This window comes from Shewanella sp. SM74 (assembly GCF_025653725.1).
GTDB classification, from domain to species: domain Bacteria; phylum Pseudomonadota; class Gammaproteobacteria; order Enterobacterales; family Shewanellaceae; genus Shewanella; species Shewanella oncorhynchi.
This window is the reverse complement of record NZ_JAKKRZ010000017.1, coordinates 24,456-48,181: the sequence shown is the minus strand read 5'-3', so window position 1 is coordinate 48,181 and position 23,726 is coordinate 24,456. Positions and strand designations below refer to the sequence as shown.

General features: G+C 46.3%; 21 protein-coding genes. 13 read left to right on the top strand and 8 right to left on the bottom strand.

Annotated elements, in window-relative coordinates; genetic code table 11:
• The first annotated feature begins 190 nt into the window (after window positions 1-190).
• Complete coding sequence (gene rph, locus L5M49_RS16855; RefSeq protein ID WP_006079862.1) at window positions 191-904, top strand: ribonuclease PH; 714 nt, start codon at window positions 191-193, stop codon at window positions 902-904.
• A 163-nt stretch (window positions 905-1,067) separates the two neighbouring features.
• Window positions 1,068-1,709: an orotate phosphoribosyltransferase gene (pyrE, locus tag L5M49_RS16850; protein ID WP_006079863.1), complete on the top strand. Its 642-nt coding sequence runs from the start codon at window positions 1,068-1,070 to the stop codon at window positions 1,707-1,709.
• Between the two features lie 226 nt (window positions 1,710-1,935).
• Here the strand turns inward: pyrE and folE are convergent, their stop codons facing one another.
• The 5 genes from folE to coaBC all read right to left on the bottom strand — a co-directional run bounded on the left by folE (window position 1,936) and on the right by coaBC (window position 7,283).
• Entirely contained in the window at window positions 1,936-2,586 is a 651-nt protein-coding gene (gene folE, locus L5M49_RS16845; protein ID WP_006079864.1) for a GTP cyclohydrolase I FolE, read from the bottom strand.
• 269 nt (window positions 2,587-2,855) lie between these two features.
• Window positions 2,856-4,844: an alpha/beta hydrolase family protein gene (locus L5M49_RS16840; protein ID WP_198572569.1), complete on the bottom strand. Its 1,989-nt coding sequence runs from the start codon at window positions 4,842-4,844 to the stop codon at window positions 2,856-2,858.
• 135 nt (window positions 4,845-4,979) lie between these two features.
• Window positions 4,980-5,573 carry a nucleoid occlusion factor SlmA gene (gene slmA, locus L5M49_RS16835; RefSeq protein ID WP_113941097.1) on the bottom strand — a complete coding sequence of 198 codons (594 nt, stop codon included), beginning with the start codon at window positions 5,571-5,573 and terminating at the stop codon, window positions 4,980-4,982.
• 34 nt (window positions 5,574-5,607) lie between these two features.
• On the bottom strand, window positions 5,608-6,066 hold the full coding sequence (gene dut / locus L5M49_RS16830; protein ID WP_105251173.1) for a dUTP diphosphatase: 459 nt from the start codon (window positions 6,064-6,066) through the stop codon (window positions 5,608-5,610).
• The gene (gene coaBC / locus L5M49_RS16825) at window positions 6,063-7,283 is read right to left on the bottom strand and encodes a bifunctional phosphopantothenoylcysteine decarboxylase/phosphopantothenate--cysteine ligase CoaBC (protein ID WP_263182146.1); all 1,221 of its coding nucleotides are present in this window, start codon (window positions 7,281-7,283) and stop codon (window positions 6,063-6,065) included. The genes dut and coaBC overlap by 4 nt, the downstream gene beginning before the upstream one ends.
• A gap of 122 nt (window positions 7,284-7,405) precedes the next feature.
• On the opposite strand from coaBC, the gene radC reads away from it, so the two are divergent.
• The 5 genes from radC (at window position 7,406) to L5M49_RS16800 (ending at window position 10,901) form a co-directional block, all read left to right on the top strand.
• On the top strand, window positions 7,406-8,083 hold the full coding sequence (gene radC, locus L5M49_RS16820) for a RadC family protein (RefSeq protein ID WP_263266484.1): 678 nt from the start codon (window positions 7,406-7,408) through the stop codon (window positions 8,081-8,083).
• Window positions 8,084-8,204: 121 nt separating this feature from the next.
• A complete protein-coding gene (gene rpmB / locus L5M49_RS16815; RefSeq protein ID WP_006079870.1) occupies window positions 8,205-8,441 on the top strand; it encodes a 50S ribosomal protein L28 in 237 nt (78 codons plus the stop codon).
• Between the two features lie 6 nt (window positions 8,442-8,447).
• Window positions 8,448-8,621 carry a 50S ribosomal protein L33 gene (gene rpmG / locus L5M49_RS16810; RefSeq protein ID WP_006079871.1) on the top strand — a complete coding sequence of 58 codons (174 nt, stop codon included), beginning with the start codon at window positions 8,448-8,450 and terminating at the stop codon, window positions 8,619-8,621.
• A 322-nt stretch (window positions 8,622-8,943) separates the two neighbouring features.
• Entirely contained in the window at window positions 8,944-10,263 is a 1,320-nt protein-coding gene (gene argA / locus L5M49_RS16805) for an amino-acid N-acetyltransferase (protein ID WP_105251176.1), read from the top strand.
• Between the two features lie 119 nt (window positions 10,264-10,382).
• Entirely contained in the window at window positions 10,383-10,901 is a 519-nt protein-coding gene (locus tag L5M49_RS16800; protein WP_263266483.1) for a PH domain-containing protein, read from the top strand.
• 49 nt (window positions 10,902-10,950) lie between these two features.
• Here the strand turns inward: L5M49_RS16800 and rarD are convergent, their stop codons facing one another.
• The gene (rarD, locus tag L5M49_RS16795) at window positions 10,951-11,835 is read right to left on the bottom strand and encodes an EamA family transporter RarD (protein ID WP_113941091.1); all 885 of its coding nucleotides are present in this window, start codon (window positions 11,833-11,835) and stop codon (window positions 10,951-10,953) included.
• A gap of 205 nt (window positions 11,836-12,040) precedes the next feature.
• Window positions 12,041-12,505 (bottom strand): thioesterase family protein, encoded by a 465-nt coding sequence (locus tag L5M49_RS16790; protein ID WP_131525639.1) that lies wholly within the window; start codon window positions 12,503-12,505, stop codon window positions 12,041-12,043.
• A 368-nt stretch (window positions 12,506-12,873) separates the two neighbouring features.
• On the opposite strand from L5M49_RS16790, the gene recQ reads away from it, so the two are divergent.
• Window positions 12,874-14,697, top strand: a complete 1,824-nt coding sequence (gene recQ, locus L5M49_RS16785) for a DNA helicase RecQ (RefSeq protein WP_263266482.1) — start codon at window positions 12,874-12,876, stop codon at window positions 14,695-14,697.
• Here the strand turns inward: recQ and L5M49_RS16780 are convergent.
• Window positions 14,679-16,460, bottom strand: a complete 1,782-nt coding sequence (locus L5M49_RS16780; RefSeq protein ID WP_263266481.1) for a diguanylate cyclase domain-containing protein — start codon at window positions 16,458-16,460, stop codon at window positions 14,679-14,681. The genes recQ and L5M49_RS16780 overlap by 19 nt on opposite strands.
• A gap of 509 nt (window positions 16,461-16,969) precedes the next feature.
• Here L5M49_RS16780 and leuA point away from each other — a divergent pair.
• The 5 genes from leuA to L5M49_RS16755 all read left to right on the top strand — a co-directional run bounded on the left by leuA (window position 16,970) and on the right by L5M49_RS16755 (window position 23,636).
• Entirely contained in the window at window positions 16,970-18,538 is a 1,569-nt protein-coding gene (gene leuA / locus L5M49_RS16775) for a 2-isopropylmalate synthase (protein ID WP_113941087.1), read from the top strand.
• 70 nt (window positions 18,539-18,608) lie between these two features.
• A complete protein-coding gene (gene leuB, locus L5M49_RS16770; RefSeq protein ID WP_198572574.1) occupies window positions 18,609-19,703 on the top strand; it encodes a 3-isopropylmalate dehydrogenase in 1,095 nt (364 codons plus the stop codon).
• A 23-nt stretch (window positions 19,704-19,726) separates the two neighbouring features.
• Complete coding sequence (gene leuC / locus L5M49_RS16765) at window positions 19,727-21,127, top strand: 3-isopropylmalate dehydratase large subunit (RefSeq protein WP_263140900.1); 1,401 nt, start codon at window positions 19,727-19,729, stop codon at window positions 21,125-21,127.
• Between the two features lie 27 nt (window positions 21,128-21,154).
• Entirely contained in the window at window positions 21,155-21,760 is a 606-nt protein-coding gene (leuD, locus tag L5M49_RS16760; RefSeq protein WP_105251184.1) for a 3-isopropylmalate dehydratase small subunit, read from the top strand.
• A 526-nt stretch (window positions 21,761-22,286) separates the two neighbouring features.
• The gene (locus L5M49_RS16755; protein ID WP_263266480.1) at window positions 22,287-23,636 is read left to right on the top strand and encodes an outer membrane protein transport protein; all 1,350 of its coding nucleotides are present in this window, start codon (window positions 22,287-22,289) and stop codon (window positions 23,634-23,636) included.
• Window positions 23,637-23,726 lie beyond the last annotated feature (90 nt).

The following is a 23,726-nucleotide window of genomic DNA, read 5'->3' as shown; positions in this document are numbered from 1 at the left end:
GTCATAATGAGAGGCGATTATAGAGTCAATGGGTTTAGGATTAAAGGCATACAGTATAAGACTGCAAGTTAATGGGTACTTTGCCTAGATGAGTTTGCCAGAGAATCACCCTAAGCATGGCATCCTAAGGCTCAAGCCCTTATAATATGCAGCCAAAATCGGTCAATGACTCAGAATACAGGAATCTCGCATGCGTCCAAGTAACAGAACGCCAGCACAAACTCGTCCCATCACTATCACTCGCCAGTTTACGGCCCATGCCGAAGGTTCTGTGTTAGTGGAATTTGGCGAAACGAAAGTGCTTTGTACCGCCAGTTTTACTGAAGGTGTGCCACGTTTCCTTAAAGGTCAGGGTCAAGGCTGGGTAACGGCTGAATACGGCATGTTGCCACGTTCGACCCATAGCCGTATGGATCGTGAAGCCGCTCGCGGTAAGCAATCTGGCCGTACGCAAGAAATTCAACGTCTTATCGGTCGTGCTCTACGCGCCTGTGTGGATATGAAAGCCCTAGGCGAAAACACTATCGTGATCGACTGTGATGTGATCCAAGCTGATGGTGGCACGCGCACTGCCTCTATCACTGGCGCCTGTGTGGCCTTAGTGGATGCGTTGAACTGGGCGCGTGGTAAAGGCATCATTAAATCTAACCCGCTGAAATTCCTTATCGCTGCTGTCAGCGTAGGTATTTACAAGGGTGAAGCGATAAGCGATCTAGAATATATCGAAGACAGCGCCGCTGAAACTGACATGAACGTCGTAATGACTGAAACGGGCAAGATCATCGAAATTCAAGGCACCGCCGAAGGCGAGCCATTCAGCCACGAAGAATTACTCGAACTGTTGGCATTGGCGAAGAACAGTATTCGTGAAATCGTCGATGTGCAGAAAGCCGCACTGAACTAATAGTGTGGAGATGAAAAAGCCCCGTCATGTTATAGAGTGCGGGGCTTTTTATTAACTGCAGCTTTTTATCTGCAGCAAGATGCTAGTGTAGTGCAAGCTCTGTACCGAATAAAAATTCCCCATAATAAAAAACCAATAAAATACAAAGTCGTAAGGAGATATTGTGAAAGCTTATCAACGTGAGTTTATTGAATTTGCCCTAGAACGTCAGGTGTTGCGATTTGGCGAATTTACCCTTAAATCGGGCCGTATCAGTCCTTATTTCTTCAATGCGGGTTTGTTCAATACTGGCCGTGACTTAGCGCGTTTAGGTCGTTTTTATGCCGCTGCGTTAGTGGACTCTGGCATTGATTACGACTTGCTGTTTGGCCCTGCTTACAAAGGTATTCCGATTGCTACGACTACGGCCGTTGCCCTGTGTGAGCATCACGATATTGACATTCCTTACTGCTTTAATCGCAAAGAGAAAAAAGATCACGGTGAAGGTGGCAGCTTAGTCGGTAGCGAGCTGAAAGGCCGCGTGATGCTCGTCGATGACGTGATCACTGCGGGTACTGCGATTCGTGAGTCGATGGAAATCATCGAAGCCCATAAGGCACAATTAGCGGGTGTGTTGATTGCTTTAGACAGGCAAGAGAAAGGCAAGGGCGAGTTATCGGCCATCCAAGAAGTTGAGCGTGATTTTGGCTGCGGAATAGTAGCAATTATTAAACTCGCCGACCTAATCAGTTATTTGTCTGAAAAACCAGGGATGGAAGTGCAACTTGCCGCCGTGAGCCAGTACCGCGAGCAATACGGGATTTAAGTCTAGTGTTTGGCAGCTTGTATTGAGCAAGCGGCTATTGCTGGCTTGGTGAAATTAGTTAATCAGCCAGCATTGATCTTAGCTAGGTTGAGAAGGGTTTGATTGAGTGGGTATAAAAACAAAAAACGCTGCGATTCTTTAGAAGGAATCGCAGCGTTTTTTTATTGAGTTGTATTGATTGCTATTGATTTAGGCACGCTTTAAATCACGTTAAGTTTCAATACTTTTATTTAGACTGGTGCAAAAACTCGGCGCGGGTCGCGGGGTTAGATTTGAAAATGCCGCCCAGCGCTGTGGTAGTGGTCGAACTGGTGGAGTCCATCACTCCACGGGATTTGACACAGTAATGCACGGCATCCATTTTAACGGCAACGTCTTTGGTTTCGAGTAAGGTTTGCAGCGCGACTAACACTTGCTGAGTCAAACGCTCTTGCACTTGTGGACGTTGGGCAAAGAAACGCACAATACGGTTAATCTTTGATAAACCAATGATTTTTTTGCGTGGTAGATAAGCTATGGTCGCAGTGCCATCGATCGTCACTAAATGATGTTCGCAGGTGCTGGTAAGGCTAATGTCTTGCACTCGCACCATTTCATCGAAGCCCATCTTATTGTCGATCACAGTTATCTTAGGGAAGTTCGCATAATCTAAGCCGGAGAAGATTTCATCGACGTACATTTTAGCAATGCGGCGCGGCGTATCGGCAAGGCTATCGTCTGACAGATCCAATGACATTAATGTCAGGATTTCTTTCATATGATGTTCAATCTTGTCTTTACGTTCTTCACTGCTGTAAACGCTTGGGAGCATTGGGGTTTCAAGTCCACGTTCTAATAACGCGGCTTGTACTTTTACTGCTGCTTCACTTAATGCCATCTTATCCTCCACTACGTCGTAGCGGCTATAACAGAAAACCTATGCTGATCATCGTGTAGTACTAGGGCTGTTCAGCATCAGATACAAATTATTGTTATTCTCGCTAGGGCAAGAATAGGGGGAGGAGGATAGCGCGAATTGCAGACAATTCATACCGAAAACGCGCATAGGCCACATGAAAAAGCCGATAGTCCTTATCGGATATCGGCTTTAAATCTGCCACTGCCAATCGAGTTTAGCCTAGCAGTGTCGGCAAGTTTGAGTTAATTCTAAAGTTTCAGATTGGTTTTTAGGAAACTGAGCATTTTTTCATAGTATTTCGCTCTATGCTCATCGTTATAAAAACCGTGGCCTTCATTGTCCATCACCAGTTTTTGGTAAGGATAATGGTGAGCTTTTAGGGCTTTTTCGAGGGATTCGAGTTGCTCAATTGGCGCTCGATCATCTTCACCACCATGCACCAATAGTATGTTTGCTTTGAGTTTATCGACGTTTTCAGAAGGAGACATTGCTTTAAGTACCGCTTTATCTTGGCCAAGCACATCCTTGAGATAGCTAGTACCAGAACGGCTGTTGGCGACATCGCCTTTATTAAACATCAATTCAAGATCATATACGCCAGCTACACCTATGGCGCATTTAAACATATCTGGCGCAAGCACAGCGCTCTGCAAGGCGCTGTAACCACCAAAACTGCCGCCAACGATACAGATGCGCTCCTTATCGGCAAAACCTTGGTCAATGACGTACTGGGTTGCGTCGATAATGTCATGCTGAATATCTGAGCCCCATTTTTGATAGCCAGCGCGTTCAAATTGATCGCCATATCCGCCTGAACCACGGAAGTTGACCTGTAGAACGGCTATGCCTTGGCTTGCTAGATATTGGTTTTGTGGGTCAAAGCCCCACCAGTCACGGATACCGTGTGGACCACCATGTGGATTGACGACTAAGGGTAGGTTTTTAGTTTCTTTACCAAAGGGAAGCGTTAGATATCCATGGAGTTGTTTGCCATCACGGCTGGTGAAACTGATGGGTTTAACATCAGCCATTTGCTCTGGGTTGAGCCATTTTTTAGCGGCGGCTAGATATTCAAGTTTTAGTGTTTTCGTATCAAATATGTAGTAATCGCCAGGGTTTCGATCGTTAAACGCAAGTACGACGAGTTTTGCTGCATCTCGGGTTTCGCTAACAATTCGTACTTGGTGACCGGGGAGAGCACCCAGCAGATCTTTTAGCAATTTAGCGTGCGAATCCTCATTATCGACAAAGGCATAACTTGGGTAACCATTTTCAAACTCGACGGCGTAAAGTTGTTTATTGGTGCCGTTAATCCAAAAGTTGCTAGGGTCAACGTTTTCATCCTGAATGATTTCAGTTTTATCGCCCGTTTCGAGATTAATTTTATAAACCCCTAAGGTTTCACCTTGGGAGCGTCCTGCTGCATAAATTGTATTTTTATCATCGGCAAAGGAGAGTGGTTTAAAATCAGCAAGACCTAGATTTAGTTTATCGGTATTTACCCAGTTACCGTCTTTGCGGTAGAACACTTTAGTAATGTTTTTATTGTCCTCACCGGCAACGAAGCGGACTTCACCTTGATGGTCTGTCATAAAACGGGCTCTGCCGATAGGTGAGCCTGTGATGCGTTTACGTGTGCCATTGAACAAGTCTACGCGATAGACATCTTGTGATAGTTCAAAGTCAAGATTGATCCTATCATTCCATGGAATAGCATTGACTAACATGTAGCGTTCATCATCTGGCAGAGGATCGAGGATAAACGCGCTCGCCCGCATAGGGGTATTTTTCTTGATATTTGAACCTGTTTGTTGCTCGCCACTCTCGAAGCCGAATAAATACGCTTTTCGTGAACCATCGGCATTTACCGCCATCAATTCACCGTAGTAGATAGGTGTGTCTTGCCAGCCTTTTAGGTATTCTTTTGCCAATACCAATCGCTCACTGTTGGCCCATTCATAGTCGCCGACTTGAGCATTATCGGGAAAACGTATCGCATTGAGGAGTTTTTTGGTTTGGGTATCTAAGACTAAGAGAACGTTTTTACCTTCGACACTTGTGATCGCGCTTAAGTATTTACCCGTAGGCGATATTTTTACATCCGAGTACTCATCACCTTTGCTGAATAACTGTGCTTGCGATAACGCATTCGCGTTGGAGCTATTGGCTGCAAAGGTGGATATTGGAAGTATTGGTAAGCAAAGTGTCGCCAATGCGGCTAATCGGAAGAGTTTCATCTGACATCCTTGTAAAATCATTGTGTTTTTTGTTCTTAAAATGTTTTTCGAGGATAAAACAAAAGATGGAGTGAAACAAGGAAGGAATATCGAACATAAAGGACGATAGTTACCGTCCTTTATGCTGAAAAATCATTAGCTTTGTAAAAGTTGGTGCTGGATAAAACGCCACTGTTCATCGAAGTGTGTCGTCGGTTTGAGTTTGAATTCACTTCGTACAAATTGGGCGATGCGGCCTTCGGCAAAGGCTAACAGTAAATTGGCTAATATGGCTTCGTCTAAGTTGAAGCCTTTACCTTCTCGCAGGGTTTTTTCCCGTAAAATTTGCTTTAACTGGGTTTCAATTTTGGCAAATAAGTTACCAATACGACTTCGCAGGCGTTCATTTTCACCGAGTAGAGCATCACCGTTGAGAACGCGGGAAATTCCTGGGTTACGCTCGGCAAAGATCAGCAGCAGTTGCAGTACCAACTGGCAGCGCTTCATGGTGTCTTTTTCGTCATCCATGATTAAATTGATGCGCGACAATAACGACTCTTCGATAAATTCGATTAGGCCTTCGAACATCCGCGCTTTACTCGGGAAGTGGCGATACAGTGCGGCTTCCGATACACCGACTTCTGAGGCCAGTTTCGCTGTGGTGATCCTTTGTCCTGGGTTGGTTTCTAGCATCTGCGCTAGACATTGCAGAATGTGTTCACGACGATTAATTTTTGGGCTTACAGCCATTGCAGTATCCTTGGCTCAATAACGACTTAGGGGATTATTTAGTGCCTGAATGGCCAAATCCGCCTTCACCACGGTCTGAGCTGTCGAACTCATCAACGAGTTTGAATTGTGCTTGTACCACAGGAACAAACACCAGTTGCGCGAGACGATCGCCCATTTCTAAGGTGAATGGACTGTCACCACGATTCCAACAAGATACCATTAAGGGGCCTTGGTAATCTGAATCTATGAGTCCGACTAGATTCCCCAGTACGATACCGTGTTTATGGCCAAGGCCTGAGCGCGGTAAAATCACCGCTGCAAGTCCTGGGTCGGCCACATGAATGGCAATCCCCGTGGGAATGAGCACTGTTTCACCCGGTGCTATGGTTAAAGCCGTGTCTATCATGGCGCGAAGATCCATGCCTGCACTGCCTGCGGTGGCGTAAGCGGGCAAGGGAAATTCTGAGCCGATACGGGAGTCGAGAATTTTTAATTCAATCGGTGTTTTCATGTATTTGTTTTTTCTTTCACTATCAACGAAAGTAATTGCCGTGCCAACGTGAGTTTGTCAGTAGCAGGCAAATCTTGACTGCCGTGCGGCCAGAAAACACGCAGGGCATTAGCATCGGCATTAAAGCCTAGGCCAGCAATGGAAACGTCGTTTGCGGCGATCATGTTCAAATTTTTACGTTTGAGCTTATCGCGCGCATAGGCTTCTACATCATGGGTTTCGGCGGCAAATCCCACCACAAAAGGACGGTTAGGTAAGCTCGCAACCGTGGCTAAGATATCAGGATTCCTCACCAGCGCAAGTTGCATTTCTTCGGTCGATTTTTTGATCTTACAGGTAGCAATATCACTAATGCGGTAGTCTGCAACGGCGGCGCAGCCAATAAAAATATCTTTTTTATCAACGTTATCCATAACAGCATCGAGCATATTTTGCGCCGATTCAACATCAATCCGTGTCACGCCTTCTGGGGTGCTGAGATTTACTGGGCCTGAGACTAAGGTGACTGCTGCACCCATATCTGCCGCGGCTTTGGCCAGTGCAAAGCCCATTTTTCCAGAACTGTGATTTGAAATGTATCTGACGGGATCAATTGCTTCACGGGTTGGTCCGGCGGTAATCAGCACTGACTGGCCAGCCAAAGGCAGCGCAGAGACTTCTTTTGTTGCAAAAAAATCACTGGCTAGCTCGGCAATTTCTAGCGGTTCGAGCATGCGTCCAGGACCCACTTCACCACAGGCCTGACTGCCACTGGCGGGTCCCCAAAGTGTAAAACCACGTGATGCTAGGCTAGTTAAATTCGCCTGCGTAGCTAGATTGCGGTACATCTGCTGATTCATTGCTGGACACAGGGCAATTGGCGCCTCAGTGGCAAGACATGTGGTGGTGATTAGCTCATCGGCCATGCCTGCATTAATCCGCGCCAATAGGTTTGCGGTTGCAGGGGCGATGATGACGAGATCTGCCCAACGAGCAAGTTCTATATGGCCCATGGCTGCTTCTGCTGCGGGGTCGAGCAAGCTAGATGCCACTGGATGTCCAGACAACGCTTGCAGCGTCAGAGGCGTGATAAATTCCATCGCACTTTGGCTCATCACCACGCGCACATCAAAACCACGCTCTTTCAAGCGACGTACTAAATCAGCACTTTTATAGGCCGCAATACCGCCGCCAATGCCCAGTAGGACGTTTTTATTTGTCAGACTCACAGACATCATCCGAGATAGAAATAATGCCGGCAACAATATCACAAAGTGGTGAATTTTAGTGACTATCCCAGTTCAAAAAATCTCGTCCATACTCAGTAAAGTGAAAATATGTGAGATGACAGGGAGGTCACATGGGGATTAAAGATTGGCCTGAGGGCGAAGGTCCCAGAGATAAACTGTTACAAAAAGGAGCTGCGCAGCTGTCGGACGCTGAATTACTGGCAGTATTGCTGCGTAATGGTTTAGCCGGATTAAACGCGGTTGACCTTGCTAGGTCGCTTATTAGCGAGTTTGGCGGCCTCAGAAACCTGCTCTGTGCCTCAAGAAATCAGGTGTGTCGACTTCCGGGCGTAGGACCTGTAAAATACGCCCAGCTTCAAGCTGCGGCCGAATTAGCGCGGCGTGTAGCGCAGGAAAATCTGCAAAGAGGTCAGGTTTTGACAAATCCCGATTTAACTCGGGACTATTTAATGCGACAATTGGCCGATCGCTCCTATGAAGTGTTCGCAGTTTTACTGCTGGATAGCCAGCATAGAGTGATTCAATTTGTCGAATTATTCCGCGGCACAATAGACTCAGCCTCAGTGTATCCACGTGAAGTGGTGAGCTTAGTGCTGGAGAAAAAGGCCGCAGCAGTTATAGTTTGTCATAATCATCCGTCTGGTATTGCCGAGCCCAGTCAGGCTGACCGACGAATAACTGAGCGATTAAAAAATGCGTTAGCAACCATAGACGTATCCTTGTTGGACCATATGGTTGTAGGTGATCGAGAGATAGTTTCTTTTGCAGAACGAGGCTGGATTAATTAATCTAACACTTGATCTTCACTCTGTGATCGTGTATAAAATGCGCCCTCTTTGTGCCTCGGGCGACGGCCATACGAGGCACATTAATGCTCGAGCGTTAAAATTGTTTTTGGAGAAGATTGACATGTCAAGAGTATGCCAAGTTACTGGCAAGAAGCCGATGGTTGGTAACAACCGTTCGCATGCAAAAAACGCGACCCGTCGTCGTTTTTTACCTAACCTACAAAACCACCGTTTTTGGTTAGAAGAAGAAAAGCGTTTCGTACAGTTACGTGTATCTACTAAAGGTATCCGTCTGATCGACAAAAAAGGTATCGAAGTTGTTGTTGCTGAACTTCGTGCCCGTGGCGAGAAGGTATAATAGATCATGGCTAAAGCTAAAGGTAATCGTGAGAAGATCAAATTAGTTTCTACAGCTAAAACTGGTCACTTCTACACAACTGAAAAAAACAAGCGTAACATGCCTGAAAAAATGGAAATCAAAAAATTTGATCCAGTTATTCGTCAGCACGTTATCTACAAAGAAGCCAAAATCAAGTAATCCTTGGTTAGTGTTTCGAGAAAAGCCCCTTATTTAAGGGGCTTTTTTTGCGCTTTTTTTAGTGGTTAGTCATCAAGTTGAGATAATTGCCTCGCAAACTTAAGCCGCTGAATCATCCCCTGTGAAGTTAAAAAAGTGTGAACACTTGCTGAAAATATAAAATAGTGCAGTTCTAAGCACTTTAAATCATTAAAACTGCACTTTAGTGAGAATAAATTCTTTATATGTGAATTAAAATGCAATACCATACGCGAAAGTTAGCGATTCATTCCTGGCATGTCATAGTGACGCTGCCAGCTCAAAAATGAGGTGTAAATAACGCGTGCGTACCACTGAACTGGTTGATGGATTTCGTCACTCTGCCCCCTATGTTAATGCTCACAGAGGTAAAACTTTTGTGGTCATGCTTGGCGGTGAAGCTTTGGCTCAAAATCAATTCCGCGCCATCTTAAATGATGTCGCCCTGCTGCACAGTTTAGGGATCAAAGTGGTGTTGGTATATGGCGCTAGGCCGCAGATTGATGCTGCATTAGCCGCCAACGGTATTGCGCCTGCCTACCACGACGGTGTGCGTATCACGGATGAAGATTCGCTCAAAGTGATTAAGCAAGTTGCGGGGGCACTGCAATTTGATATCACAGCGCGTTTATCCATGAGTTTAAGTAATACGCCGATGCAAGGTGCGCAAATTAACTTAGTAAGCGGCAACTTTGTGATTGCTCAACCACTGGGTGTGGATAATGGTGTGGATTTTTGCCTGAGTGGCAAAGTTCGTCGTATTGATGTGCAAGGCTTAAAACGTCAGTTAGATAATCACTGCATCGTATTGATGGGGCCTATTGCTGCTTCGGTTACTGGTGAAAGCTTTAATCTCACCGCCGAGGAAATTGCGACTCAAGTGGCAATTAAGCTCAAAGCAGACAAGATGATCGGCTTTAGCTCACAGAACGGTATTCTCGATCGAAATGGCGATGTGATTGCCGAGTTGATGCCAAATGATGCGCAAAACATCATGAACAAGCTGGCCGAGCAAGGTTCTGCTTGTGTTGGTACTATGGCGTTTCTCAAAGCCAGTATCGATGCTTGCCGCAATGGCGTACCGCGTTGTCATTTAGTTAGCTACCTCGAAGATGGCGCCTTGTTGCAGGAACTGTTTTCTCGCGAAGGGATAGGCACGCAAATCGTGACTGAGAGTGCCGAGCGTTTACGCTGTGCGTCGATCGCTGATATTGGCGGTGTACTGAACCTTATCCGTCCATTGGAGGAGCAAGGCATTCTGGTGCGTCGTAGCCGTGAGCAGCTTGAGATCGAAATCGAACAGTTCATGTTGATTGAACGCGATGGTTTAGTGATTGGTTGTGCTGCGCTCTATCCTTTTGAAGAGGACAATGCGGGTGAGTTTGCTTGTTTGGTGGTGCATCCTGATTATCGCGATGCCGATAGAGGGAGCTTACTGCTGAAGAACATTATCAATCAGGCCAGAAACCGTGGTTATTCACGATTGTTTGCATTGACAACTCGGAGCATTCACTGGTTCTTAGAGCATGGTTTTGTGATTGAAGATGTTGAAGCACTGCCGCAGAAGAAGAAGCAGTTGTATAACTATCAACGCCGCTCCAAAATTCTCGCGCTCGATCTTTAAGCCGTTCTAAATCAATCCAATCAATGCCAGCCTAGTACTCATATTAGCGCTGGCATTTTTATTGACATAATATGTCTTTATTGGCAGATTAAGACTTCACTGCACGGGAGATACTGCCAATGAGTCCTCAATTTTTTGAACTTGCCCCTTTAACCCAAACCTCTATCTTCAGCTTTATCGTCTTATTGCTCGGTTTAGCGGGTATCTTGCTGATGTTATGGCTAAAAAATATGCCTAAGATAGCGAAGTCGGCGAGTTTAGGTATATTACTGGTGATGATGGGCGGATTTTCTTGGGTCTTCTATCAATCGAATAGCGCCGAATTAGTGTTAACCGATACAGAGCTCACAGTGGATGTTCCTTTCTATAAAGTGCAGTTATCCCGCGCGGATTTATTACCTGCCGAGGCACGCATAGTCGATTTGCAACAAGAGGCAGATTTAACGCCGAGCTTTAAAACGAACGGCATAGGCATGCCAGGGTTTCAATTAGGCTGGTTTAAGTTGCAGGGGAAAGGCAGGGCATTTTTGGCGATAACAGATAAATCGCAGTTAGTGTTAGTGCCAACGACTAAAGGCTACAGTTTATTACTAACAGTGCCGCAAGGGAGTGAGTTTTTAGCACAATTACAGAAGTAACCATCATATGTCATCACTTCTGCCACTGTGTTTATCGGTGTGATAATGCTTACGCCGTTTTGCGTTTATAGGCCATATCTAAGGTAAAGACGAGCAGCGCGCTCCAGATAAAGCCGAAGGTCACGCCTTTTTCGGCATCGAAGGGCTCATTGAATAGACTCACCGCGAGGATAAACATAATACTCGGGCCAATATATTGGAAAAAGCCGAGCATAGACAATGGAATACGTACAGCTGCCCCTGCAAAACACAGCAAAGGAATGGTAGTCACTATCCCTGCCGCCATTAACATCAGATTCAATTGCCAATCGTTAGTTAGCATGCTCGCTGTGGCTGTGTCTAAGGTTGCGACGAGATAAATCAGCGCTACCGGTAATAACACTGCGGTTTCGACCAATAAGCCGGCCTTAGCATCCACATTGACCTTTTTTCGCAGCAGCGCATAGAAACCAAAGGTACCCGCGAGTGCCAGTGAGACGATGGGAATTGAGCCAAAAGAGATTAACTGGATCAATACGCCAGCGCTGGCGAGTGAAACCGCAAACCATTGCAGTTTACGCAATCTTTCGCCTAGAAATAACATACCGAGTAAGACGTTGAGTAAAGGATTGATGAAGTAACCTAGGCTGGCATCGAGCATGTGATCGTTATTTACCGCCCAGATAAATAGTAGCCAGTTTCCCGCGATTAATATGGAAGTAATGGTGAGAACCATCAACTGTTTAGGCTGTTTAAACAGTAAGCGTAAGCGTGAGAACCCGCCGATAAACTGCATAATGATCAGCATAAACACGAATGACCAAATCACTCGATGGAGCAAAATTTCGGTGGCGGAAACATGGTTGAGTAATTTGAAATATAAAGGCGCAAAACCCCACATACAGTAAGCACTGACGGCAAGTAGGATCCCTTTGCGGTATTCAAGATCTGGCATGAGACATCTTCGAAGAACAACAAGGTGGCGATTGTAGGTGTGTCTGACCGCTGACTCAAGGGATTCGCCGCGTTCTTTTCGTTACAGAATATCTCCACAAAAAATTGAATGGGCGATTAAAGTGAGTAACCATCCTGTTAATCAAGACGTTTACCTTAGTCAATTTTGAGCCCTATGGTAGTAATACACATCTAAATTTAACCACCTAACCCACCATATAAGTCCCTGTTCCAAAAGCGATATGCGTGCCTTGCTCATTATGTAGTTCCATGCGGCATACTGAAACTCGATTACCCGCACGAATGACGCTGCCCGTCCCCGTAAAGGTGAGGCCGCGTCCCGGCCGCAGATAATCGACGCGCATATCAATCGTCCCTAAAGTTTGGAGGCGTTGTTGTAATTCTTCAATCGTCCAATCTTCACGGCTTGCGACCAGTCCTGCAAATGCGGTAAGTCCGCCGACCACATCCAGTACTGTAGCTGTGACACCGCCGTGGAGGATTTGCTGGTGGATATTGCCAATAAGTTCAGGTTTCATATTGATGACCACTTCGACACCGTCGACATCGTAGCGTTTAATATCGAGCCCGAGCAGATTATGAAAAGGGACATGTTGATCAAAGACTTCTGCCACTCGGCTTAATATCTCGGCTTGGATTGGGTTTGTCATGGTTTCTCATCCTTGTCACTGAGTGACGGTATTAGGCGTAATTGGATTTGTTATCAACACTTAGATTAACAAAGTGCGGCTTAGAGCAATTAATCTACAGTGAAGCGTGCGCAGAATGCAACTTAAGCTAGATTGAAGATAAATCTGCTATGGGCATTATGGTTAGTTGAGGGAGGGCGATCCTAGTCGATGGCATTTATCCTGAATGGGTTTTAACGCACTTTATGCGGTGTTGGTTATTTTTAACTTAGCCCGCTAGGTCTACAAATAACCGCCTTGACTAACGTGCGTTAAATTACCGTTGAATCCTGCATTTTGAACTAGTTTGGGTATAGAATAGGCCCCCTCACTTTTGACATAGAAGATCCATGGAAAAGCTCGTACTCGACACGCATGATGACCCGCTCTCGCAACGCCTCGCGCAGGTGTTTGGTTACCGTGACTTTAGGGACGGTCAGCGGGAGGTGATAGAACGTGTCTGCGGCGGGCAAGATTGCTTAGTGATCATGCCGACGGGCGGCGGTAAGAGTCTGTGTTATCAGTTACCCGCCTTGATGATGAATGGCATCACTATTGTCGTCTCCCCATTGATTTCTTTGATGAAAGATCAAGTCGATAGCTTGTTGCAAACCGGTGTTGCTGCGGCTTATCTGAATTCCTCATTGCCGCGCGAGCAGAGTGCCGAAGTATTAAGGCAGCTACGCCACGGTGAGTTAAAACTACTTTATGTGTCACCTGAGCGCTTATTAAGCGCAGATTTTATTGAGCGTATGCAGTCTCTCCAGCTGGCGATGTTTGCCATCGATGAGGCGCATTGTATCAGTCAGTGGGGTCATGATTTTCGCCCTGAATATGCGGCGCTCGGCCAGTTAAAACAACTCTTCCCCTATGTGCCCATGATGGCGCTGACCGCAACAGCAGATCAGGCGACTCGGCAGAGTATTTGTGAGCGGCTCGGTATTGACCCGTTCCGTTTACTTTCAAGTTTCGATCGGCCCAATATTCGCTATACAGTCGCCGAAAAGCTTAATGCAGCTAATCAGTTACGACATTTTTTAACGCAGCAGAATGGCACTAACGGCATTATTTATTGCAGCAGCCGTCGCCGTGTCGATGAAGTGGCTGACCGTTTATGCCTGCAAGGTTTTAATGCCAAGGCCTATCATGCGGGAATGACGCAGGAAGACCGTGGTGCAGTACAGGATAGTTTCCTTAAAGATCAAATCGATATTGTAGTTGCTACTGTGGCTTTCGGTATGGGAATTAACAAGTCGAATGTGCGTTTTGTGGTGCATTACGATATCCCGAAAAGTATCGAAGCCTATTATCAGGAAACTGGCCGAGCAGGCCGTGATGGGCTCGATGCAGAAGCTTTTATGTTGTTCGATCCCGCCGATATTGGTCGGGTCAGACATTTGATTGAACAGTCTGAACCTGGGCCGCAGCAACAGGTCGAATTCCACAAACTTAATACTATGGCTGCCTTTGCCGAGGCGCAGACCTGTCGCCGCCAAGTGTTGCTGCATTACTTCGATGAGAGTGCATTAGAGCCCTGTGGTAACTGCGACATTTGCCTCGACCCGCCTAAGCGTTATAACGGCACCGAAGATGCGCAGAAGGTGTTGTCATGTATTTTCCGTTTAGGCCAGCGTTTTGGTATCAATCATTTAATTGAAGTGTTGCGCGGTTCGAAAGGCGCACCGATAGTCGATCGAGGGCATGACAAACTCACGACTTGGGGGATTGGTAAAGACAAGAGCCATGAATATTGGTTGAGTGTGATCCGTCAACTCATTCATTTGGGACTGGCGAGTCAAGATGTGACCCGCGGCTCATCTATTACCTTAAACCCATCGGCACGGCCTGTGCTCAAAGGGGAAGTGGCGTTAATGCTCGCCGAACCGCGTATTCAGTTAACAACCACAAAACGTAAGGCGAGTCAGTCTAAAGCACCGTTGAATTATGACCGTAAGTTGTTTGCACGGTTGAAGTTATTGCGTAGAACCATTGCCGAGCAGCAGGATGTGCCGCCGTATTTAGTCTTTAACGACGCTACCCTCGCAGAAATGGCAGCCATGATGCCAACGAGCGCGGGGGAAATGCTCGCCGTCAACGGGGTTGGCGAGCGTAAACTGAGTCGTTTCGGTGACGCTTTTCTCGATGAAATTACGGCTTATTTAGCGGGAGAATAATGGTTTGGATTATTCTCATTGATTTTAACCTTACCTAATTGATTTATGCTGGCTCGTTTGATTAAAGACTCTAACGTATCAAACTGTTGCATTGCCGCTATACCAATATTGACCTTACTTGAACCCTGCCAAGGCTGAATGCAAGCAACCAACTGACTAACGACTCTTTTAGCACCAGTTGCCGAGGTATGCGGCAAGATAATGACAATTTCATCCATCGAATATCGGATTAACTTATCTTGCTCCCGTAGTCTGTGTTGTAGCTCATCCTGTAAGAGAGGTAGGTCAACTTGACGGATCTGACTCGCATTAAACAATAATAAAGACAGTGGGTAATTACCTTGTTTGGCACTGTTTAATGCTGATGTGACTTGTTGGAGCAGCGTTTCCGCAGGTTCATTACCTTCAATATGTGGGGCACGATTATTCTGTTTATCAATCAAATACCAAATAGCTCCGCCCAATAATGCCATTGCGATTAAGAACAGTGTGCTATAGGCCCAATCGACATTTAGCTCTTGTAGGATTGAATCTTTTTCTAGCGCAGTGCTATTTGGCTCCTGCTGCAGATCTTGTTGATTTAGACGTGCCTTAAACTGCAATATCCGAGCATTATTCATCGCTTGATTGGTGAGCTCGGCCGCTCGATAACGTTTGAGCAAGAAAGAATAGGCTTGTTTAAAATCCCCTTTTTCTAAGTAGTGATCGCTCATGATCCCGTAAAACCCTTTGAGATCTGAGTATTGTTTTAGGTTTTCAGCTTGCTCAATAGCGTGATTCATGAGGATTAAAGCGGCATCTTCTTGGTGCTGAGCAAAACGAATTTGGGCGAGTAGGCGAGTTGAACGCATTGTCGCTAATTGTTGATTTTGTTTTTTAAACGTATTAATCGCGATAGAAAGATACTCTTCGGCATTATCGATGCGGCCTTTATCGAGCGCGATTGAGGCCAAAATGGCATAACTGTAGGCGAGTTCAAGTGGCGAACCGAGCTCAGGCAAAAGCGCTTTAGCTTGTTGTTCGAGTTTATCACTGTAATCAAACTCTTGATTATCAAGCGCTATCCGAGCTGCATTGCGTAAAATAAAGTGTAAAACCTTCCCTTTTGCATCGGCACTTTGTATACCTAAGTTGGTGTAATACATGGCTTGGGGGAAATCATGGGTGGCATAAAGTAAATTTCCCATCGCGGCATACACATAGGCTTGTGGTGGCCAAATCCAATTTTGGGTTTGAGTATGAATATCCGGATAAATATCAATCGCGAGGCGTAAATCTTCGATAGCAGAGGAGAAGTTGTCTGTATTGGTATCGAGTTGGCCACGTAAGCGTAAAGCATCGACTAAGGCTTGTGGTTGCTGGTAACGTCGCGCGAGGTTAATGGCTGAATCAAGCAAAGGTAGGGCATTTTGAACATTGTTATAGCTAAGGTTGGCGTCGGCTTGGCAAATCAAAAAGTAAGGTCGTACTTGATCTAGCTTAAGTTGTTTAGCGTTTGCTTCGCCTAATTGAGCGACGTTGATAGCGGCTTCATTTTCCCCTATTTGTAGTAGGTTTTGGCATTTCAACACACTTAATCTGAGTCGATTGATATCTGAGCTTGCACTGGTCGCAAATTGTTTTTCTAACGCTGTTATTTGAGTGAGTGCTTTACTGGGATATTGGTAGACGAGTTCAGTGAGTTCATCTAATTGGTCTATAGCACTGGCCCCAAAGGGAAACAGCCATAACAACAGGCTCAGTACCAAGACGCGAAAATCCATTTTGTGCTCCATATAAAATGCGTAAGTTCTAATATCCCTAATCACTAAGGCGGGATTATAACTTTTCTTAATCGTTTTTTGCATAAAAAACTATTTTTTTCTAAGGGGAATAAGTTAACACATCCCAGTGATTTCTAAATCCAAACAGCTGGTTAATTCTGTGGAATCGATCACTTATTTGGGGATGAAACTCACCGTTATTACCCTTAAGACAGGTTGAATGAGTGGAACATGAAAAAATTAGGGTTGACACTATCGGCTAGGCAAGTTAAATATTAACCGTCCTCAATAATTCAAACAGAATAAATATACAGATTAAATGAATATTATTAGCCGCAAACTCGACCTCCTCCTTCTCTCTCTCGCGGTTTATACGCGGAGGTCTTAGTGTTGCACGCTCGATAAAGAGGCAAAGCATTCACAAACCCCGCACCGATGTTGCGGGGTTTTTTGTATCTGAATACGGCAAAAATTAACTAACGAACGGTGACGTTCCATGGAGAAGCGAGATGTCTAACAGAGTCATAATATTTGATACTACCTTGCGTGATGGTGAGCAGGCGTTAGCCGCAAGTTTGTCGGTCAAAGAAAAACTACAGATCGCTATGGCGCTGGAACGTCTCGGTGTGGATGTGATGGAAGTGGGTTTTCCGGTTTCTTCACCCGGTGATTTTGAGTCAGTGCAGACCATAGCACGCACCATCAAAAATAGCCGCGTTTGTGCCTTATCCCGTGCATTGGAAAAGGACATAGATGCTGCGGCGCAGGCCTTGTCTGTCGCTGATCAATTCCGTATCCATACGTTTATCTCGACCTCAACGATTCACGTTGAGAGCAAGTTGAAGCGTTCTTTCGATCAAGTGTTAGAGATGGCGGTGGGCGCAGTGAAGTATGCCCGCCGTTTTACTGATGACGTGGAGTTTTCCTGTGAGGATGCGGGGCGTACGCCCATCGATAATCTATGTCGTATGGTAGAAGCCGCCATTCGTGCGGGCGCACGCACCATTAATATTCCCGATACGGTCGGTTACACAGTGCCAAGCGAGTTTGGCAATATCATTCAAACTTTGTTTAATCGGGTGCCGAATATCGACCAAGCGGTGATCTCAGTGCATTGCCACGATGACTTAGGTTTGTCTGTGGCTAACTCGATAACCGCAGTGCAACACGGTGCGCGTCAAATTGAATGTACGATCAATGGCATAGGTGAGCGTGCGGGTAACTGTTCGCTGGAAGAGATCGCGATGATTTTAGCGACGCGTAAGGGGATGTTAGGGTTAGAAACGGGCATTAATGCCAAAGAAATTCACCGTACTTCTAATTTAGTCAGCCAGTTATGCAATATGCCAGTGCAGGCGAACAAGGCGATTGTCGGTGCGAATGCCTTTACCCATTCGTCGGGCATCCATCAGGATGGCATGTTAAAAGCACAAAATACCTATGAAATCATGACGCCAGAAAGTATAGGTTTGAATCGCAATAACTTGAATATGACCTCTCGCTCGGGTCGCCATGTGATCAAGCATCGCATGGAAGAAATGGGCTATAGCGAGCACGATTACAATATGGATACTCTGTATGAAGAGTTTCTAAAATTGGCAGATAAAAAAGGCCAAGTATTTGATTATGATTTAGAAGCCTTAGCCTTTATGGAAGCGCAGGCCGAAGAAGACAATCACTATCAATTGCAGCAATTAGTGGTGCAGTCTGACTCAACTGAAGGCGTTGCTACGGCGACTGTGCGTATCGAAGTGGGCGGCGAAATTAAAACCGAAGCCGCAACGGGTAATGGTCCTGTTGATGCTGCCTATAACGCGATTGCTCGCGCAACCGATCGTCGAATCGATATCATCAGCTACAAGCTAGGCGCTAAAGGCGTAGGTCAAAATGCCTTAGGCCAAGTGGATATTACCGCGGTTTACCACGAGCAAAACTTTCACGGCGTAGGTTTGGCAACCGATGTGGTTGAAGCCTCGGCACGCGCTTTAGTGCATGTGATGAACTTAACGTGCCGCGCAGACAAGGTTGCCGATTACAAACAAAGCATGCAAAAAAATCGAGAGCTAGGCGGCGTCTAGTCGCTAAAAGCATCCAGAGAATAGCAAGGTCGAGCATAAAGCATTTACATTTAAAGGAGTTGGCTGGCGTATGAGTTATCAAATAGCAGTATTAGCAGGGGATGGGATCGGCCCAGAAGTGATGGCAGAGGCGCGTAAAGTGTTGCGTGAGGTTGAAGCGCGTTTCGATTTGAATATCGAATACACTGAATTCGATGTTGGCGGTATTGCCATTGATAACCACGGTTGTCCCTTACCCGATGCCACGCTAAAGGGCTGTGAAGCGGCCGATGCGATCCTATTTGGTTCAGTCGGTGGCCCTAAGTGGGAAAAGTTACCGCCAAATGAACAACCTGAGCGCGGTGCGCTATTGCCTCTGCGTGGTCACTTCGAACTGTTTTGCAATCTGCGCCCAGCCAAACTGCACGATGGCCTAGAGCATATGTCACCGCTGCGCAGCGATATCTCTGCCCGTGGCTTTGATGTTTTATGTGTGCGCGAGTTAACCGGCGGTATTTATTTTGGTAAGCCAAAGGGTCGCCAAGGTGAAGGCGAGAATGAAGAAGCCTTCGATACCATGCGTTATAGCCGCCGTGAAATTAGCCGTATCGCCCGTATCGCCTTCGAAGCCGCCCGTGGTCGCCGTAAAAAAGTGACCTCAGTGGATAAAGCCAACGTGCTCGCCTGTTCAGTGTTATGGCGCCAAGTGGTTGAAGAAGTCGCGGTAGATTTCCCCGATGTCGAGCTTGAACACATCTATATCGATAATGCGACCATGCAGTTGCTACGTCGTCCCGATGAGTTCGATGTGATGCTATGTTCTAACCTGTTCGGCGACATTTTATCCGACGAAATCGCCATGTTAACGGGCTCTATGGGCTTGTTGTCATCGGCGAGCATGAACAGCACTGGCTTTGGTTTATTTGAACCTGCGGGTGGCAGTGCGCCCGATATCGCGGGCAAAGGCATTGCAAATCCTATCGCCCAAATTCTGTCGGCGGCATTAATGCTGCGCCACAGCTTAAAGCAAGAAGAAGCCGCCTGTGCGATTGAGCGTGCCGTAAGCAAAGCATTAAATTCTGGCTACTTAACCGGTGAGCTATTGAGCAGCGACAAGCGTAGCCAAGCTAAATCAACCGCCGAGATGGGTGACTTTATCGCCAATGCTATAAAGGAAGGTGTGTAATGACGACTGTGCCAAAAAACGCGGTGGCAAAAACGCTGTATCAAAAAGTATGGGATGCCCACGTTGTAGCGATTCCTGAAGGTGAAGCGCCGATCATTTATGTCGACAGACATTTAGTCCATGAAGTGACTTCCCCCCAAGCATTCAGTGGCTTAAAAGTGGCGGGCCGCAAACTGCGTGCACCGGAAAAAACCTTTGCCACTATGGATCACAACACTTCGACCCGTAGCGCCAGCTTGGATGCGCTAAGCCCAATGGCGCGCACACAGGTTGAAACCCTAGCGCAAAACTGTAAAGACTTTGACGTGCGTTTATACGACATTCATCATCCTAATCAAGGGATTGTGCATGTAATGGGCCCTGAATTGGGTATCACCTTGCCGGGAACTGTGATTGTCTGTGGTGATTCCCATACCGCCACCCACGGCGCCTTTGGCGCATTGGCGTTTGGGATTGGTACATCGGAAGTTGAGCACGTTCTAGCAACGCAAACGCTGCGTCAGTTAAAAGCTAAAACCATGAAGATTGAAGTGCGTGGTCATGTCACCGAGGGCGTGACCGCCAAAGATATCGTCCTCGCTATTATTGGCAAAATCGGCATGGATGGTGGCACGGGTTACGTGGTGGAGTTCTGCGGTGAGGCGATTGAAGCCCTGTCGATGGAAGGCCGCATGACAGTGTGCAACATGGCGATTGAAATGGGCGCTAAGGCGGGCATGGTCGCGCCGGATCAAACCACTTTCGACTATTTAGCAGGCCGTGAATTTGCACCTAAGGGCGAAGATTGGGCAGAGGCTGTCGCTTACTGGAAAGCCATTAAAACCGATGACGGCGCGGTGTTTGATGCTGTCGTTGAGTTAGATGCTGCCGATATTGCGCCGCAATTGACTTGGGGTACTAACCCAGGCCAAGTAGTGGCAATCGATGGCAAAGTACCCGATCCCATTAGTGAAGCTAATCCAAGCACCCGAGCTAGTATGGAAAAGGCTTTAGAATACATTGGCCTGAGTGCGGGTACGCCGATGACAGACATCAGTATCAACAAGGTGTTTATCGGTTCTTGTACTAACTCACGGATTGAAGATTTACGCAGCGCCGCCGTACATGCCAAAGGCCGTAAAGTCGCGAGTGGCGTCACCGCGATTGTAGTACCTGGTTCTGGTCAAGTGAAAGCCCAAGCCGAAGCCGAAGGTTTAGATAAAATCTTTATCGAAGCCGGGTTTGAGTGGCGTTTACCGGGTTGTTCTATGTGTTTAGCGATGAACGATGACAGATTAGAAGCGGGCGATCGCTGTGCGTCGACCAGTAATCGTAACTTCGAAGGTCGCCAAGGCCGTGGCAGTCGTACCCATTTGGTGAGTCCGGCAATGGCCGCCGCTGCTGCGGTGGCTGGGCATTTTGTCGATATTCGTAAACCTTACTAATTACCGTAAACCCAAGAGGAGAAGTTAATGCAACCTTTTACGACCCATACCGGGCTTGCGGTCATGATCGACAGCACTAATATCGATACGGATCAGATCATTCCGAAACAGTTTTTGTCTAAGGTGACGCGCGATGGTTTTGGCGTGCACTTATTTCATGACTGGCGTTATTTAGATGATGCGGGCGATGTGCCTAATCCTGAGTTTTCATTGAACCAGCCTCGTTATAAAGGCGCTTCAATTCTTTTGTCGCAGGAAAACTTTGGTTGTGGTTCAAGCCGCGAGCATGCGCCTTGGGCGCTGGCGGACTTTGGTTTGCGCGCCATTATTGCACCGAGTTTTGCCGACATTTTTTACGGCAACTCAATCAATAATGGCCTATTGCCTGTGGCGTTAACCCATGCGCAGGTGCGTCAGTTGATGGATGAAGTGGCGGCAGAAGAAGGCGCGCAAATCACGGTTGATCTCACAAGCTGTAAAGTGATTGCACCGTCAGGTGCCGAGTTTAGTTTTACGCTGGCAGAGTCGGCGAGACATAAGCTACTCAATGGGTTAGATGCTATTGGGCTGACCTTGTCCCATGCTGCTCAAATCAGTCAGTACGAAACTCAAATCCAAGGTTGGCGCCGCTAAACTTTCAGCGCACATTTGTACTCGTGTTGAGTCTATATTTAAGCGCCTAGGTTAATACCTAGGCGTTTTTGTTTTGAATCCCAATACTCTCTTAATTTAATTGATTGTATTTTAAAGAATAAATTTTTATTGTCGTTTTGATACTAGAAAATTTTATTCTCTGCAGTGATTTATGCTGAATTTGTCGAGTTTAAATGATTTACAGGTGTTCCAAAGTTTTAATTTTTTATCTTGTTGTTTAATATTGATATTTGTTGGTTTCTTAATTTAAATCTCACGACTGTCGTGAATGATTTTTGAGTGTTTAAAGGTTGGCTTTTGTTTGAATGGTGATGTATGTCACTAAATCTGTTTTAAAGTCGCATTTATTTAGAGTTTTTGTCTGTTTTATCTCCTTTGGTTGCAAACATCTTCTGCATAAGTAAACTGCTGCGCATTCAATATGGAGTGTTTGCTCTATTTTGCCTGAACGCCGCAGTACTCATCTAAGTAGTACAGATAACAATAATATGATTAGAGAATAACAATGCAAAAACGTCTTCTGACTTTGGCTGTCACTGCAGCCTTGCTAAGTTCAACGACTCAACTCCATGCCGCAGGTTTTCAACTTGCGGAATACTCTGCTACAGGTTTAGGTCGCGCCTTTGCGGGTGAAGCCGCTATGGCGGATAACGCTTCGGCTCAAGGTCGAAATCCTGCCATGCTCACTTATTTAGAAGGACGTCAGTTGTCCGCGGGTGGTATTTACGTTATGCCAAACGTCGATGTGACTGGTGATGTGAGCCTTAGCTCACCGTTAATTGGTCCAAATCCTGTTGTTATGAAAGGTGGCGATGCACTGGATGTGGCCGATGACGCACTTGTGCCAAATTTTTATTATTCAAATCAGCTAAATGATCAATGGACTTGGGGGCTAGCGGTAAACTCTAATTATGGTCTAGCCACTGAATTACCAGCGACCCACGCAGCGGCTATTTTTGGTAACAAGACTTCGGTTACGACCGTTGAATTTAATCCAAACATTGCTTATCGCATCAATGATGCTGTCAGCGTTGGTGCTGGTGTACGTATCGTTTATGGTGAAGGCGAAATTGGTGCCTCATTACCAGGTTGGGTTGATGGTATCAAACCTGCTCTGCCGGCTCCTGTGCAGGCTGTGTTACCTCCAGGTGGCACTGAGCTGAAAAGTATGAAGGGTGATGATGTGAGTTATGGCTGGCAGTTAGGTGCAAGCTGGCAAATTAATCCTGCTCACCGTTTGGGTTTTGCTTATCACAGCGGCGTGCAACTGGACTTGGATGGTCATGCCTCTGGTGTGCTGTACACTGGCGGCCAAGATGTGTCCATTGAAGGTTATTTACCGCTTGAATTGCCCGCTTTTGCAGAGATAGCTTCCCATCACCAATTGACCGATAACTGGGCCATGCATGCGAGTGTGAACTGGACCGATTGGAGTGTATTCGATCAACTAGTGGCTTATTTCCCTGGTGAAGTTAAGCCTAAGGGCGGCTTAGAGTCTGATTTAGTTAAAGAAGAGCACTTCGAAGATAACTGGCGCTTCGCGCTAGGGACGACTTATCAAGTGAATAACGACTGGTTAGTGCGTGCCGGTGTTGCTTTAGATAAAACGGCGGCAAATGACGAGTGGCGCACAACCACAATTCCAGACTCTGACCGTCTGTGGTTCTCTGTGGGGGCAGGTTATCAGGCAACTAAGAACCTGAACGTTGATTTTGCTGTGACTTATATTAAAGCGACTGGCGATGCGCCAATCAACGAACAGCAAAACCTATTGAACCTCGCGACTGTTAACTTTAACGGCGAAGCAAGCGGCGATGTATGGCTTGCGGGTATCCAAATGAGCTACAAGATGTAAGTTCAGTATGTTAAAAAAAGCCCTGAATTTTCAGGGCTTTTTTATGGCTATAGCATGGTGGCGTTATCTTGTTTTACGGCTTGCTTGCTG

Bases quoted from the DNA above. Each gene is read 5' to 3' on its own strand.
- rph (WP_006079862.1), top strand. From the start codon at position 191: ATGCGTCCAAGTAACAGAACGCCAGCACAAACTCGTCCCATCACTATC.
- folE (WP_006079864.1), bottom strand. From the start codon at position 2,586: ATGGCATTAAGTGAAGCAGCAGTAAAAGTACAAGCCGCGTTATTAGAA.
- L5M49_RS16840 (WP_198572569.1), bottom strand. From the start codon at position 4,844: ATGAAACTCTTCCGATTAGCCGCATTGGCGACACTTTGCTTACCAATA.
- slmA (WP_113941097.1), bottom strand. From the start codon at position 5,573: ATGGCTGTAAGCCCAAAAATTAATCGTCGTGAACACATTCTGCAATGT.
- dut (WP_105251173.1), bottom strand. From the start codon at position 6,066: ATGAAAACACCGATTGAATTAAAAATTCTCGACTCCCGTATCGGCTCA.
- coaBC (WP_263182146.1), bottom strand. From the start codon at position 7,283: ATGATGTCTGTGAGTCTGACAAATAAAAACGTCCTACTGGGCATTGGC.
- radC (WP_263266484.1), top strand. From the start codon at position 7,406: ATGGGGATTAAAGATTGGCCTGAGGGCGAAGGTCCCAGAGATAAACTG.
- rpmB (WP_006079870.1), top strand. From the start codon at position 8,205: ATGTCAAGAGTATGCCAAGTTACTGGCAAGAAGCCGATGGTTGGTAAC.
- rpmG (WP_006079871.1), top strand. From the start codon at position 8,448: ATGGCTAAAGCTAAAGGTAATCGTGAGAAGATCAAATTAGTTTCTACA.
- L5M49_RS16800 (WP_263266483.1), top strand. From the start codon at position 10,383: ATGAGTCCTCAATTTTTTGAACTTGCCCCTTTAACCCAAACCTCTATC.
- rarD (WP_113941091.1), bottom strand. From the start codon at position 11,835: ATGCCAGATCTTGAATACCGCAAAGGGATCCTACTTGCCGTCAGTGCT.
- L5M49_RS16790 (WP_131525639.1), bottom strand. From the start codon at position 12,505: ATGACAAACCCAATCCAAGCCGAGATATTAAGCCGAGTGGCAGAAGTC.
- recQ (WP_263266482.1), top strand. From the start codon at position 12,874: ATGGAAAAGCTCGTACTCGACACGCATGATGACCCGCTCTCGCAACGC.
- L5M49_RS16780 (WP_263266481.1), bottom strand. From the start codon at position 16,460: ATGGATTTTCGCGTCTTGGTACTGAGCCTGTTGTTATGGCTGTTTCCC.
- leuA (WP_113941087.1), top strand. From the start codon at position 16,970: ATGTCTAACAGAGTCATAATATTTGATACTACCTTGCGTGATGGTGAG.
- leuB (WP_198572574.1), top strand. From the start codon at position 18,609: ATGAGTTATCAAATAGCAGTATTAGCAGGGGATGGGATCGGCCCAGAA.
- leuD (WP_105251184.1), top strand. From the start codon at position 21,155: ATGCAACCTTTTACGACCCATACCGGGCTTGCGGTCATGATCGACAGC.
- L5M49_RS16755 (WP_263266480.1), top strand. From the start codon at position 22,287: ATGCAAAAACGTCTTCTGACTTTGGCTGTCACTGCAGCCTTGCTAAGT.